Annotated in this window: 19 protein-coding genes; 3 read left to right on the plus strand and 16 right to left on the minus strand. The window is 43.3% G+C overall.

From position 1 onward, the window contains the following. The 10 genes from ACWP87_RS13115 to ACWP87_RS13160 all read right to left on the minus strand — a co-directional run. Positions 1–358: PTS transporter subunit IIC (locus tag ACWP87_RS13115; protein ID WP_029944082.1), on the minus strand; the 358-nt coding region annotated here is incomplete at its 3' end. A 27-nt stretch (positions 359–385) separates the two neighbouring features. Then, on the minus strand, positions 386–667 hold the full coding sequence (locus tag ACWP87_RS13120) for a PTS sugar transporter subunit IIB (protein ID WP_014569061.1): 282 nt from the start codon (positions 665–667) through the stop codon (positions 386–388). Position 668: 1 nt separating this feature from the next. Next, on the minus strand, positions 669–1,118 hold the full coding sequence (locus ACWP87_RS13125; RefSeq protein WP_014569060.1) for a PTS sugar transporter subunit IIA: 450 nt from the start codon (positions 1,116–1,118) through the stop codon (positions 669–671). A gap of 308 nt (positions 1,119–1,426) precedes the next feature. Then, positions 1,427–2,116, minus strand: coding sequence for a D-allulose 6-phosphate 3-epimerase (gene alsE, locus ACWP87_RS13130; protein WP_014569059.1), 690 nt, complete (start codon positions 2,114–2,116; stop codon positions 1,427–1,429). Beyond that, positions 2,109–2,777, minus strand: coding sequence for a fructose-6-phosphate aldolase (gene fsa, locus ACWP87_RS13135; protein WP_014569058.1), 669 nt, complete (start codon positions 2,775–2,777; stop codon positions 2,109–2,111). Before fsa ends, alsE begins: the two co-directional genes overlap by 8 nt. Positions 2,778–2,820: 43 nt before the next feature. Continuing rightward, complete coding sequence (locus tag ACWP87_RS13140; RefSeq protein ID WP_005714887.1) at positions 2,821–3,921, minus strand: PTS fructose transporter subunit IIC; 1,101 nt, start codon at positions 3,919–3,921, stop codon at positions 2,821–2,823. Between the two features lie 33 nt (positions 3,922–3,954). Next, on the minus strand, positions 3,955–4,272 hold the full coding sequence (locus tag ACWP87_RS13145; RefSeq protein ID WP_014569057.1) for a PTS fructose transporter subunit IIB: 318 nt from the start codon (positions 4,270–4,272) through the stop codon (positions 3,955–3,957). A 15-nt stretch (positions 4,273–4,287) separates the two neighbouring features. Beyond that, on the minus strand, positions 4,288–4,737 hold the full coding sequence (locus ACWP87_RS13150; protein WP_014569056.1) for a fructose PTS transporter subunit IIA: 450 nt from the start codon (positions 4,735–4,737) through the stop codon (positions 4,288–4,290). Positions 4,738–4,802: 65 nt separating this feature from the next. After that, complete coding sequence (locus ACWP87_RS13155; protein ID WP_014569055.1) at positions 4,803–5,231, minus strand: PTS sugar transporter subunit IIA; 429 nt, start codon at positions 5,229–5,231, stop codon at positions 4,803–4,805. Beyond that, positions 5,221–6,705, minus strand: a complete 1,485-nt coding sequence (locus tag ACWP87_RS13160; RefSeq protein WP_014569054.1) for a BglG family transcription antiterminator — start codon at positions 6,703–6,705, stop codon at positions 5,221–5,223. The genes ACWP87_RS13155 and ACWP87_RS13160 overlap by 11 nt, the downstream gene beginning before the upstream one ends. Before the next feature lie 517 nt (positions 6,706–7,222). Here ACWP87_RS13160 and ACWP87_RS13165 point away from each other — a divergent pair. Next, complete coding sequence (locus tag ACWP87_RS13165) at positions 7,223–7,684, plus strand: hypothetical protein (RefSeq protein WP_005714881.1); 462 nt, start codon at positions 7,223–7,225, stop codon at positions 7,682–7,684. A 7-nt stretch (positions 7,685–7,691) separates the two neighbouring features. Continuing rightward, the gene (locus ACWP87_RS13170) at positions 7,692–8,123 is read left to right on the plus strand and encodes a hypothetical protein (protein WP_223804857.1); all 432 of its coding nucleotides are present in this window, start codon (positions 7,692–7,694) and stop codon (positions 8,121–8,123) included. Positions 8,124–8,340: 217 nt separating this feature from the next. On the opposite strand, the gene ACWP87_RS13175 is transcribed toward ACWP87_RS13170, so the two are convergent. The 6 genes from ACWP87_RS13175 to ACWP87_RS13200 all read right to left on the minus strand — a co-directional run bounded on the left by ACWP87_RS13175 (position 8,341) and on the right by ACWP87_RS13200 (position 11,819). Continuing rightward, the gene (locus ACWP87_RS13175; RefSeq protein ID WP_029944079.1) at positions 8,341–8,601 is read right to left on the minus strand and encodes a helix-turn-helix domain-containing protein; all 261 of its coding nucleotides are present in this window, start codon (positions 8,599–8,601) and stop codon (positions 8,341–8,343) included. Positions 8,602–8,771: 170 nt separating this feature from the next. Further along, positions 8,772–8,987 carry a hypothetical protein gene (locus tag ACWP87_RS13180; protein WP_005685107.1) on the minus strand — a complete coding sequence of 72 codons (216 nt, stop codon included), beginning with the start codon at positions 8,985–8,987 and terminating at the stop codon, positions 8,772–8,774. A gap of 182 nt (positions 8,988–9,169) precedes the next feature. Beyond that, positions 9,170–9,730 carry a hypothetical protein gene (locus ACWP87_RS13185; protein ID WP_014569051.1) on the minus strand — a complete coding sequence of 187 codons (561 nt, stop codon included), beginning with the start codon at positions 9,728–9,730 and terminating at the stop codon, positions 9,170–9,172. Continuing rightward, positions 9,727–10,161 (minus strand): MarR family winged helix-turn-helix transcriptional regulator, encoded by a 435-nt coding sequence (locus ACWP87_RS13190; RefSeq protein ID WP_014569050.1) that lies wholly within the window; start codon positions 10,159–10,161, stop codon positions 9,727–9,729. Before ACWP87_RS13190 ends, ACWP87_RS13185 begins: the two co-directional genes overlap by 4 nt. After that, a complete protein-coding gene (locus tag ACWP87_RS13195) occupies positions 10,137–11,525 on the minus strand; it encodes an MFS transporter (RefSeq protein WP_014569049.1) in 1,389 nt (462 codons plus the stop codon). The genes ACWP87_RS13190 and ACWP87_RS13195 overlap by 25 nt, the downstream gene beginning before the upstream one ends. Positions 11,526–11,633: 108 nt before the next feature. After that, positions 11,634–11,819 carry a helix-turn-helix domain-containing protein gene (locus tag ACWP87_RS13200; RefSeq protein WP_014569048.1) on the minus strand — a complete coding sequence of 62 codons (186 nt, stop codon included), beginning with the start codon at positions 11,817–11,819 and terminating at the stop codon, positions 11,634–11,636. 133 nt (positions 11,820–11,952) lie between these two features. On the opposite strand from ACWP87_RS13200, the gene ACWP87_RS13205 reads away from it, so the two are divergent. Continuing rightward, positions 11,953–12,170 (plus strand): hypothetical protein (locus ACWP87_RS13205; protein WP_463843715.1); only part of this gene is annotated, 218 nt, incomplete at its 3' end.

Genomic DNA, 12,170 nt, shown 5'->3' on the forward strand with positions numbered 1-12,170 from the left:
TATACTTAAACTTCGTTAATCGTGCAAAAAGAATGTTGGCTGCCATGCCGAAAAGCATAATCAGTGCAGTGGCGGTACCGAAGTTTTTGATTGCAATAGCAATAATAGCCTCATTGTTTGGAACCACCCCTGTGACATGAAAGGCTTGTTGAAACATCTTTCCAAACGGTGTCAACGATCCTGTAACAACACCTGCGCCGGACGTTAACACTAAAAACCCCACAAAAGTTTTTATCCCACCCTTCAACACATCACTAACATGTTTGCGTTGTAAAACCAAACCTAGGATTGCAATTAAAGCGACTAGAATTGCAGGTGTGCTAGCAATATCAACTAAGACCTTCAAGAATCCATTCATCTTATTAATCCTCCTTTCGGCGACGATTTAACCTTGGCTTTGGTTTGTTAGAAGTGGCTCTAACTTTTCTTTTAATTCCTTTTTATCAATAATGCTGTCGAGAACAATCACATTCTTTAAGTTACTGAGACTATCAGCTAAATCTTTCCCCACGAAAAAGTAATCGGCACTCCCTTCCATCGCGCTACCGACATCAAAATGAGCAGTTTCCACATTATTTACTCCAAGATCTTTTAAAATGCCTTGAATATTCATCTCGACCATGAAACTTGACCCCAGTCCAGATCCACAAACAGCTGCAATTTTCATTTTATTTCGCTCCTTCACTTAATACTGAGATGATCTCTTCATCATTCTGAGCGTTTAACAAACACGCCAAGTTATGCTCATCGGAAAGTATCGTTGTCAGCTGTGCCAATGCTTTTAAATGCATTGTATTATCAACAGCAGACAAACAAATAAATACTGTTATGGGATGCTCTTTTTGTCCCAGTAATAAAACTGGATGGCTCATCTTTAGAACTGACATGCCTACCCTTTTCGCCCCTTCTTCTGGCCGCGCGTGAGGCAAAGCGATGCCTTTCCCTATATGAATAAAGGCTCCATATTTTTCAACCTTGTTAATCATCGCCTCGATATAACGCGGTTCAATAAAGCCAAAATCCTTCAGAGGTCTTGCAGCAAGTTTGATCGCCTCTTTCCAATCTAATGTCTTATCAGAAAATTGAATCATTTCCCGAGTGATTAAATCATCAAGCATTGTTCGAACACCCTCTTTCGATGCGACTTCTCATCGATTTGTTCAGTAGTCGCTAATATAAATTCTCCCCAGAAGCGCCCTACCAAATGCATTTAAGACAGCTGTGCAGGTCTTTCCGCTGGATGAGAAATAGCTGCACTGGGAAAAGCGCTTTCAAATTTATCTGTTTGATTTTTTCATAATCAAGCGATTCAACGGTCCCTAATGCTTTAATACAAGATACATAAGGTGTTTACTTTTTGTTCATCTATCGAATCAAACATTGAGGAGGTTCAGAATTTCTTGTTAACACCGTTCGAGTCCTCTACTCAACTTAGATTTAAACCGGTTGAATCTTGAAAATCTTGTGTCATCTTACCCCACGACATCTCAATGTTGTTCGTTAGCCCAAATAAACCGCTTCGGCCAACGATATAGATATCTGGCCCCGCTTCCGCGATTCTGGGAAAGTTTCTGCGGTTTGATGAGCCATCCATCTCAATCAAATAATCATAATGATGCTCTGACCGAATCTCTTTTAAATCCACAATCTTACTCAACGCCTCTTCAATGAACCTTTGGCCGGCAAAACCAGGATCAACAGTCATAATCGTAATCTTGTCAACTAGATCAATAACAGGAAGGATTGTGCTGACAGGTGTTTCTGGATTCAAAACCACTCCAGCTTTCAACCCGGCCTCATGAATTTGATCAATAAGACGAAATGCGATGCCATTCAATACTTCGATATGCATACAAATCCATTCACACTTTAAATTTATCAGTTGATTAACCCAAAAAGCAGGGTCTTCAACCATCAAATGAGCTGAAAGAGGAAGCGACGTCACCTTTCTTACTTCTTGAATAAACCAGGGTGATAGACTGAGATTCTTTACGTAGTGCCCATCCATAATGTCAATGTGGAACGAATCAACCTTTGTGCTCAGAAACTTTAGCTCTTCACCAAATTGATTTAAGTTCATCGTCATTAAGGACGGTGAAAACTGAATGTTATTCATGACTCTTTACTACCTCCATTTCCTGGAAGTTCTTCCAATCTTCAGCAAATTGCGCAATACCACGATCGGTCAGTGGATGACTTTGTAATTCATTAAAGAGTTTTGGGGGAATCGTTGCAATGTGAGCACCACTTAAAGCAGCACATTCAACATGTGCGCGACTACGAATGCTGGCCGCAATAATTTGAGTTTTAAAATTATAGATATCAAATATCTTTCTTAATTTGCTTACTAATTCAATACCATCTGTGCCAATGTCGTCTAACCGCCCAACAAACGGTGATACAAAAGTTGCTCCAGATTTTGCAGCCATAAGTCCCTGAGTCACTGAGAAAACGAGCGTTACATTTGTCTTAATCCCCTCATCAGTCAAATAATGATTTGCTTGCAAGCCGGCCTCTGTCATTGGAAGTTTGATAACAATATTGCTGGCCCATTTGACCATTTGTTCGGCTTGACGAATCATTTCTTCAGGTTTCATTGCTGTCACTTCTGCAGAAATCGGTCCTGGTACAAGGTTTGCAATCTCCTTGACAACTTCCTCGAAATTCCTGCCTTCACGTGAAATAATAGTTGGATTGGTTGTCACACCATCTACAAGGCCTAATTTATTGATTCGTTTGATTGCTTCTACATCTGCTGTGTCAAGAAAAAACTTCATTCTTTTTGCTTCCTTTCATTTGCCAATTATATAAACTTGGTTTTTAAATGACTTTAATATCGTCTAAGTCGATATCTTCTTCCTCAGCTTGATTTATCTTCTCTAAATCTTCTTCACTCACATTCTTTTTTATGAGGGCCAATGTGAATGCAGTAACCAAAATATTAACAACTAATGCAGCAACACCAGCCCAAGGATGAGACATCGTTGGAATCATGAGGAATCCGCCAAATGGTACTGTGGCGTCTGCACCCATCACCATTGACACAGCACCACCAGCCGCACCGCCAACAGCAGTTGCAATGACACCTCGGACAATGTCATTCATAACTAAAGGAATAACTCCTTCAACAATGTTAATAACGCCCATAGGAACAGCTGACTTTAGCGTTTCTACTTCTACTTTCGTGTAAATGTTTTTTCCAAATAACTTTGCAACAAAGAATGCTAGGCCAAAACCAATTGGAGTTGCTGTATTGACCAATTGCAGAGCTGTAATCGGTCCGTTCAAACCTTCAGCTTGCAAAGTCAAAACAAACGCAAAGACTGTTTTGTTAATTGGGCCGCCATAATCAACACCACTTAGCAGACCAATAACTGCCCCGAAAACAAGTAAGGAAGATGAGCTTAGTCCCTTGAGAAAACCTGTCAGAATCGCTGTAAAGGCTGCTATTGGTCCTCCAATAACGTAAACCATTACAAGTCCACCTATAATTGAAGCAATAAAAGGAATCAATAACGTGGGCATTAATCCTTTTGCCCAAGCTGGAACTTTAACATATTTAAGAATTGCAACTACCAGATACCCGGCAATAAATCCACCCAAGATTCCCCCGATGAAACCCGCACTAATCGCATTAGCAGTTAGGCCAATAACAAACCCTGGAGCAATACCTGGTTTAGCAGCGATAGCGAAGGCAATCCCCGTGGAAATCACAACGGGTAACATGCCAAGTCCTTTTCCGCCCATCGTGGCCAAAGCATCCCAAAAGCTGAATTTACCCTGAACTAGGGCATCTTGCGCGTGTCCTCCGAATGCCATCCCGATTGCAATGAGAAAACCAGCTCCACAAACAATAGGTATCAAGTATGAAATCGCGGTTAACAAGTTTCCTTTAAGATTGAGCGACTTTAATGCTTTCATCTTTATCCCTCCTCAACTAGTGTGCATTTAAGTTCAGACAGATGCTGCAATGATCTCTTTTGCCTTGGCAATCAATTTGTTTGGCGATTTAATGGCAATCTCTGTAGGTACTTGAATGATTTTCTTACCTTTAAAGCGCTCCTCCCCAGAAATCTTGACATCAATCGCCAAAATAACGATATCAGCCTCTTCTATTTGTTCGGGGGTAAGTTCGTTCTCAACACCAATTGTCCCTTGGGTCTCAATATGAATTTCAGAACCCGCGTTTTTACCTGCAGTTTCCAATTTTTCTTGGGCAATGTAGGTATGCGCAATACCAACAGTACACGCTGCTACACCAACAATCTTCATCTCAAACACTCCTTTTCATTTAAACGCAGCAATAACATCACTCGTGTCTTTTGCATCAAGAAGACGACTAACAACCTCTTCTCTCCCTAACTTTTTTGCAAAAAGTGACAAAAGCTTCAGATGATCCCTTGCTGACTCCTTGTCGTCTCCGACAGCAAACAATATGACTACTTTTACCCCTTTTCCATCAAGTGTTTCCCATGGTATTTCCTTCTTGTTAATTCCAATCGCCACACCAATTTTTTTCACGTGTTTACTCTTGCTATGAGGAATGGCAATATAACCACCGATGCCAGTCTGGCCTTCCAACTCACGTAGATAGACATCGTCAACAAAAGCAGAAACATCATCAATATAGCCATTGGTAAATAGATCTTGAGCCAATTTAGTTACAACTTCCGACTTATTATTCACATTTAATCTCGTATCAACGATCTTAGGATCAATAATATTAATTACATCCATACTCCAAACCACCTAGTTAATTTTTTGGTTTACTTCGAGTTGCATTTATAAACATTTTTTGATGGTTAGGACAACAATTTCAGCAACAATTCCGGATCATCTTCCGATAGCAATTGCTCTATAAGTTCATCCTTACCAAGCTGTCTCATGATATCTACGAACTGCATTTTGACGTTACGAGATTCATCCGACTTAAGAAGCATCACAATCACCACTTTGATGTCATGGATATCAGAAGACCACGTGTCAATGCTTCTTTGAGTTTTGATTAAAAGAAGCTTAGACCTTTGAATGTAGTTGCATTCAGCGTGCGGCAAAACAATACTTTCCGCAATCTGAATATTTCCTTGGGCTTCTCGATCCACTAATTCGCGAGAAAGTTTTTTTGCATTCTCAATGTCAGAAGGGAATTCTTGCTTTACAACAAACTGGTAAACTTCCTCTCTGGTTTTTAAGTTGACATTAGTGAATACTAAGATCCGATCAATTTTCATGCCGAATTCCCTCAATTGTCTTTTGAATCCTTGCTTGATCTTCTGTCGTCAGCATTGCACTGACTAGCAACGATGCAATGGGAACTTTCTCTTTAAGGCCCACTGTTGTGATGATCAATTCTACTTTTGGATATTTTTCGAGATATTGTTGATACTCTCGAGTATTAATGACGTCAACAATCTCCAATTCCGGAAAATGCTTTTTTAGCTTCGTTTTTAAAAGTTCAGATGTTCCAATTCCTGTAGTACACATGACAAGTGTACGTATAGGTAATTGATGGGCCTCATTCATGCGAGCAAAATAAAGTGTAATAAAACCATTCTCGTCATCGCTTATTACGGGCAAATTAAACTTCTTACTTACTATCTTTGAAACCTCTGTCACAATTTTGAAAACACCCTGATATGAAAGTTTTATCTGCTCCAATAAAACATTCTTCACACGAATACCATTTCTCAAGCGATTCAACATTGGCTTTACGTGATTAGCTAATTCGTGAAAGATTGTGGAACTATTGACCGCTAAGTTCAGACGTTGACCGACTTTCGACAAATAAAAATCGGCTACCTTTGTGACTTCATCTGAAAAATTTGGAACTTGACTAGTTTGGTCAGGTAATCTAGAAGATATTAAATATTGAAAGAGATAATACTGTTCAACTTCAGGCAATTGTTTATTGAGATATATCCCGATACTTTGAATGGTCTTTTCTGCAATCTTGGCAATTTTTGGCTCATCATTCATCACTTGTCTCTCTTGAACAGTTAGCTTTTGATCTCCAGTGTCTACCGCAACTTTTTTCACTCGCGAGATAAGGATATACAGATGTGAAAACAAATTGACATTGTAGGGATACGGGACCTTTTCGCCGAGTGTCTTTTCAATTTTGCCGATTTGCTCTGTTACTAGTGCGACATCAAATTGATTAAGTTCGCTATTTGTCGTGCTCTTCAGGTCCTCAATATCCACAACATCAAGTGTCTGTAATAATTCCACGATGGCTTTTCTAATTTCAGGTTCCTCTCCAGTTATTTGTAACGCTCGATTTTTTCTAGCCAATTTTAAGTTGTAATTTGAAAGACGCTTATTAATCGCTTTTTCGTCATTTGCAATCGTAGAATCTCTAACATAAAAGTCTTCATACAACTGACTCAGCTTCAACCACTTAGGCGATGCCAGCAACAATTCTTCCATCACTTTCTCTTGCCGAGTAATAGGAGAAATTTCCGCAACATCACTTTGAAATGTCTTTCGCTGTAAGATAAACTCTTCGTGATTTAGTCGATATCCCCTCCCCTTGGCCGATTCAATTACCTTGAGACCTGGCTTAGCGTTATTGATTTGTTTTATAAGACGATAAACAGTCTTCTTCGACAGATCTAGATGTTTGGCAATTTCATCAGCAGTTGTAAACTCATTAGTCTGTGCCAAAAAAAGTTGAAGTTTATACTCACGTCCATTTTTTAACATCATAGTTAGCCTCTCCTGTACATTAAGCATATTCGAATTTTTTGAAAGCGCTTACCTGAGATTTGTCCATTGCACTGGTCATTTTTTACATTTTCTTTTTAAAGAATCTGCAAATCGCCTCTCTCAGTCTTAGCATTCCACGGATTACCCAATGGAGACAAAGTGCAGATTTTCTTGTTTTCACCAACTTTGTTCGAGATGAACAGTCGCTTACATTCCAAAAAGTAGACCCTTTTTCCTTCACTTAGGACACGAATTGTACCTTGATCAGTATTGCGCATGAAGATGCGCTAATACCAGCAATAAACAATTAATCACCCTTCATAATCGCTTTAACCCGTATTTGTTCAATTGCTAATAAAAAGCGCTGATATCTCCTTGATTTGGAAAATATCAGCGCAAATTTAAAAAGTCTGCCATCACTTTTTTGGCACGAATCATGCTTGTATGAAAGCCCTACATCCCCTATGATAACGATAACGTCCCCATCCGAACTTTCCTCCTCGAAAGGACTCCCACCATGTCACAAGCACAGCTCAACAACATCCAGCGCACGCTCCTCGGATTCATGACCTCTCCAATCCCGACGAAAATCCTAAATTTCACCGATGAAGACACTGTCATGACAACTTTGCAGACGTTTTGTACGACGATGTACATGCAGACTGGTCATGGCATTCAAGGTTGGACTGATACCGATCAAATTTTGACCGCCGTTGTCAATCAGCTGCGACCTTATCAAAAGAATCCGCAAGAGTATGGCAATCGACTTGTGATTCTTCAGGTGTTTTTGACGTTAATGGTTCAGCATCACCTACCCGATCCTGACGCTTTCATCAAGGGTATTGCCAAGCTTGGCCGCAGCCACATGATCTCAATTAGTCCTGATAACTTCAATCGCGTCACTTTGCTTAACGCTGCCGGACTTGAGACTTACTCAGAGCTCCCGGAGATGCAATACGTTCAGTCTCGCGGGATTTAAATTAAACATGACGTGGGTATGCGCTGCTCAGGCCTATGCTAGTCAGGTGCCGCATGCCACAAAAATCGGTCGCTACGAATGGACGACAGTAACTGGCAATCGAATGTATCGTGAAGGCTTCTCCTTGGCAACACATTTACGGAGAAGAGATCTTTACGCAACCGAATTTATGGGCATGCCAACACCGGTTTTCATTGCTTTCATGATTGACTTCCACACCCGAATGTACGCTGAAGCCTTACAGACACCCAAGCGATGGACTCCCGATGCACTACAGGCATTGCTGGCGGATGTCAAAAAATCCTTGCCCGCAACCGGATGGCGCCGGTATCTGCGAGTTGTGCAAGCAGCGGTGACAGCTTTGGCCGATGAAGGCACACTGCCACGTAAGCAGGCCATGGCGTTGCTGCGGAGATTGACAGCAGTGATGAAACATTAAATCTTTTGTGGATCACAAAGTTTTGACGATCATGCTAATAACCTATGACATTCAATTCTCCATAGACCTTTCGCCAAGATCTTTATTCAGACAAAGATTAGCATCATTGCCCGACAGTCCAATACACATTTCATTAATAACCTGCCACATCATAAAAACAGCGATGCAATTGACCCTCCTTATCCACACGGGTCAATCGCATCGCTGTTTGTATTTTTTAAGCAGTTATAGAAATCTTCAACTTAAGCCCCAGCCCTGCTGCATAACGATTCAAAGTATTGAAAGAAGGAACGGAGTCAAGCCGCTCAATTTTTGCTAGCTGTGGTTGCGTCATGCCAATCTTCTTGGCAAGTTCGCGCTGTGAAATCCCGCGCCGAATCCGTTCGCTATGGAGTTTGGCAAGTGCATCAATAATGTTTAATTCTTGTGGAGGCATTACTGCATCCATTTTCTTTTCAAACTTATCCCAAGACGCCATGATGGTTTTTTCTTTCCCAGCAGCCAATCTTCGCCAGAAAACCGTCTTGGCACCTCACCAAAGCGGGCTTTTCTCAAGCTACTGCCGCGTACTGATGATGCCAAACTCGCTGACATAAATCAATAGCAATTTGCTATCATACGCATCATTTTCGGTTGCGCTTCACAAGCTCACTCCTCATCCGCCAACCGTTCCAACGCCCGCTCCAACTTAGCAATCTCATGCTCCGTCGTCTCCAACTTCGCCAGCACTTCCTCCAGCGTGAGCCCTTCTGAACTATAACCCTTATACCGCGCGCTGATATAATCCTCGTCTGCCAGCCGGCGCGCCGCTTCCCGTAAGTCACCAAGCCGCGCGACTAAAGTTTCAAAATCCGGTTTTGCCACTGGATCGCCTCTTTCTGTCTCTGACTTCGCATCAAGACGTTATCCTACCAAAAGGCTACCCTTTTGCTTCTCCTCACCACTTCAAAAGTGTTTTCCTTCACCAAAAGGCTGCCTTTCTGCTTTTCTCGCCTCATCAAGGGTATTTCACTCTCTCACCAGCAGGTTGTCTTTTCACCTGATACTCACGCCAATGCATTCGGTGCCGCCATCTGTGGACCCTTACCTTCATATGCCAGCACCCAATCATCATAATTCCACATTTCCGTGGCGCGGCGATTCCTAAAGTAATCCCAGTATGACTCGCGCTCCACTTCAATAACGCGATTGTCCGGCCCGATCGTCACCCAGTTGTAGGAACCGTTGCGGTGGGCAAACTTGATCCAGTAAACCGGTGTGCTGATGCGTTCGCCATGATCGAAGTAGTGGCGCTCCTGGCGTTCAGTGCGCATGTAAGTCAAGTTGGCAGCGTATGTCGAATCCAGCTGCTGAAACAGTTGGCTTGCTTGGTGACGCGCACGTTCAGCAGCAGGCAGTTTTCCACCAGCTTTAAAAGTACTGTCGTTGAAACTGATCACGGTTCCCGCTTCATTCCGGACCAGCGTCATGTGTGCGTTGTTTGGCGTGATTTCAGCGGAAGTCTGCAAACGCTCGACTGTCACCGGTTCACCGTTTCTGGTTCGCGAGGTTGTCTGAACCACATGATAATCTGCCGGAATCCCTAAAATCGCCATCACGTTTTTCATCGATTCGCATCCTCTTTCGTTTTATTGAGCACGTCAAGTATTTGTTCAAACCTAACCTTGTCCGCAGCTGCCAGTTTCGCGGTCAGCTCTGCCTCGTACTCGGCGACAATTCGGCTTACGCGCGGCACCAATGCCCGCCCCTCTGCCGTCAAGCTGATCACCCAGGCGCGCTTATCATCTGCCGCTTTTTCCTTGGTGACCAGTCCCAGCGTGATCAATTGCGCCAAGCGTCTGGTCACGTTGCTGGCGTTAAGATGAATCTTTTTGAAAAGGGTATCCTGCCGCATGTCGTCAACGCTGCCTAACTTCAAAATAAAGTAATAATTACTGGCATTGAGTCTGGTTGGAGTCAGCCGCAGATCCAAGTCGTGTTGAATCTGGCGGGCCAGAATGTTCACCCGCGAAATCAGTTCATCTGGTTCTGAATCCATTTTCCATCCTTCTTTCTTAACATGATCGCGGCAAGTAAAAAGAGGTTTGCGGCAACAAGGAAACTCACTCGTTGTGCGGCCAATAACGCTGCCGGTGCGGTTTTGGCAAGGTTACGGGCGGGCGTCATCATTGCCAAAACTTGATAAAACACCAAGCTCGAAAAGGCGCTGCCGATGCTCATTCCTAACTGCCGTGCCAGTGATGTTGCCGCACCCACCTGCCCGCGCATTTTGGCATCAACGCTTTGAATCAGCATGACGCTGTTGGGATTGGTAAACAGCGCGGTTCCGACAGCGAAGGTCATGGCGACCAGTATAAATGGCCATAGCTGTTGGCCACCTGGTACCAAGGCAAACGCCAAATTACTGAGCACCAGCAATCCCAGACCCACTTGCATTAGCCGCCCTTGGTCAACGCGATCGCTTAAAACGCCCGCCAGCGGATTGGCAACGAGCGAAACCAGCGGCGGTAACATCAACAACATCCCCGCCAGCGCAACCGGCAAGCCGAGCAGCACTTGCAAGTAAATCGGCGCCAGCAACGTGAAAAAATACGCCCCGATATAATTCAGCAATGATGCGCCTAAATTACGGCTGAACCTGGATTGCCGAAACAGCTGCACATCCAATAAAGCGTGGGCTGCATGACGCTCAACTTGCCAAAATCCCAAACCGCCGACAACCATCAGTGCCAGCAAAACGCCTGACACAAGGGGTTGGCGATTAATCTGCAGTATCACCAACAATCCCCCCAGCAGTAGAAGTATCAGGAATCCGCGAATATCCAGTTGTACTTTTGCCTGCGACCGTGATGCGCGCGGAAATACCAGCCATTCAATCACCACACACGCTAAGCCAATCGGTAAATTGACCCAAAAAATAAATCCCCACGGCAGATGGCTTAAAATCAAGCCGCCAATTCCCGGACCAGCCAGCGCGCCTAACGAAATAAAAATCGACTCAACTCCCAGCGCCCGTCCCAGCAACGCCGGTGGAAAAACATCGGCAACAATGGCATAACTCGTTGCCATGGTCATACTCGCCCCAACCGCCTGAATGACGCGAGCCGCCAAAACCAACTGGAGATTCACCCCTAATCCAGCCACCGCCGAGCCAAGCAAAAACCAATACGTCCCGTGAATAAAAAGTCGCGTTCGACCAACTTGATCGGCTAACTGTCCAAAAAACAACAGACACACGCTGATCGTGGTCAAATACACCGTCAACAAAAGATTCACCTGACTAGGCTGCACCGCCAATGCCTGCGCGATCGTTGGAACCGCCACGACGACAATGGTGCCATCAATAATCACCATAAAGAAAAACAGCCCGAGCGTCATGAGTATCAGCCAGCGTTTGAACACATGCTCACCTCCAGCTGATAGTATAGTCGCATTTATTTGCGTGCGCAAGCAATTATTTTAAGGCTTTTCTGCCACGTATTTCTTTTAGCACCATACTTCTACTTCTCTTTATTTGCGGTTCACACCAGCACGTTCTGCTAACTCACGCTGGGTCAATCCTTGTGCTTCTCTTGCACTCATCAAGGCAACGGCACTATCTAGCTTTGAGGTTTCTTCTTCAAATCCCTCACGAAATTCGGGGTTCTCGAGTTGCTTTTTTAGGAACTCATCAAACTTGACTGTTCTTGCGCTCATTGTTTGCCTCCAACATATCAACTCATCCCATTTTTTTGGAATGCAGGGAACAAGACTTATATCGACTCTTAGACGGACAGCTATGTTCTAGTATTAATAACGCCTACAAGGTAAGATAAAGATGTCATAAAGAATGACTAACATGAAGTCGATTAACCTAGATCAGACGGAGGAAATTATGAATACGCGTCATCTTCAAATTACCGTTACTGTTATCATTATTATTGCGTTAATAATAACCTGGCTGACTTCAGAAAGAATCTTCAATTTATTGGTATTCTCCCTCATCGTCTTTGCAATTTTGTATCCACTATACCTTGTTCTTCGCGCCAACCACAAGCTAAAACGTAA

Source organism: Lacticaseibacillus sp. 22, assembly GCF_055413445.1.

Bases quoted from the DNA above. Each gene is read 5' to 3' on its own strand.
- ACWP87_RS13120 (WP_014569061.1), bottom strand. From the start codon at position 667: ATGAAAATTGCAGCTGTTTGTGGATCTGGACTGGGGTCAAGTTTCATG.
- ACWP87_RS13125 (WP_014569060.1), bottom strand. From the start codon at position 1,118: ATGCTTGATGATTTAATCACTCGGGAAATGATTCAATTTTCTGATAAG.
- alsE (WP_014569059.1), bottom strand. From the start codon at position 2,116: ATGAATAACATTCAGTTTTCACCGTCCTTAATGACGATGAACTTAAAT.
- fsa (WP_014569058.1), bottom strand. From the start codon at position 2,777: ATGAAGTTTTTTCTTGACACAGCAGATGTAGAAGCAATCAAACGAATC.
- ACWP87_RS13140 (WP_005714887.1), bottom strand. From the start codon at position 3,921: ATGAAAGCATTAAAGTCGCTCAATCTTAAAGGAAACTTGTTAACCGCG.
- ACWP87_RS13145 (WP_014569057.1), bottom strand. From the start codon at position 4,272: ATGAAGATTGTTGGTGTAGCAGCGTGTACTGTTGGTATTGCGCATACC.
- ACWP87_RS13150 (WP_014569056.1), bottom strand. From the start codon at position 4,737: ATGGATGTAATTAATATTATTGATCCTAAGATCGTTGATACGAGATTA.
- ACWP87_RS13155 (WP_014569055.1), bottom strand. From the start codon at position 5,231: ATGAAAATTGATCGGATCTTAGTATTCACTAATGTCAACTTAAAAACC.
- ACWP87_RS13160 (WP_014569054.1), bottom strand. From the start codon at position 6,705: ATGATGTTAAAAAATGGACGTGAGTATAAACTTCAACTTTTTTTGGCA.
- ACWP87_RS13165 (WP_005714881.1), top strand. From the start codon at position 7,223: ATGTCACAAGCACAGCTCAACAACATCCAGCGCACGCTCCTCGGATTC.
- ACWP87_RS13170 (WP_223804857.1), top strand. From the start codon at position 7,692: ATGACGTGGGTATGCGCTGCTCAGGCCTATGCTAGTCAGGTGCCGCAT.
- ACWP87_RS13175 (WP_029944079.1), bottom strand. From the start codon at position 8,601: ATGGCGTCTTGGGATAAGTTTGAAAAGAAAATGGATGCAGTAATGCCT.
- ACWP87_RS13185 (WP_014569051.1), bottom strand. From the start codon at position 9,730: ATGAAAAACGTGATGGCGATTTTAGGGATTCCGGCAGATTATCATGTG.
- ACWP87_RS13190 (WP_014569050.1), bottom strand. From the start codon at position 10,161: ATGGATTCAGAACCAGATGAACTGATTTCGCGGGTGAACATTCTGGCC.
- ACWP87_RS13200 (WP_014569048.1), bottom strand. From the start codon at position 11,819: ATGAGCGCAAGAACAGTCAAGTTTGATGAGTTCCTAAAAAAGCAACTC.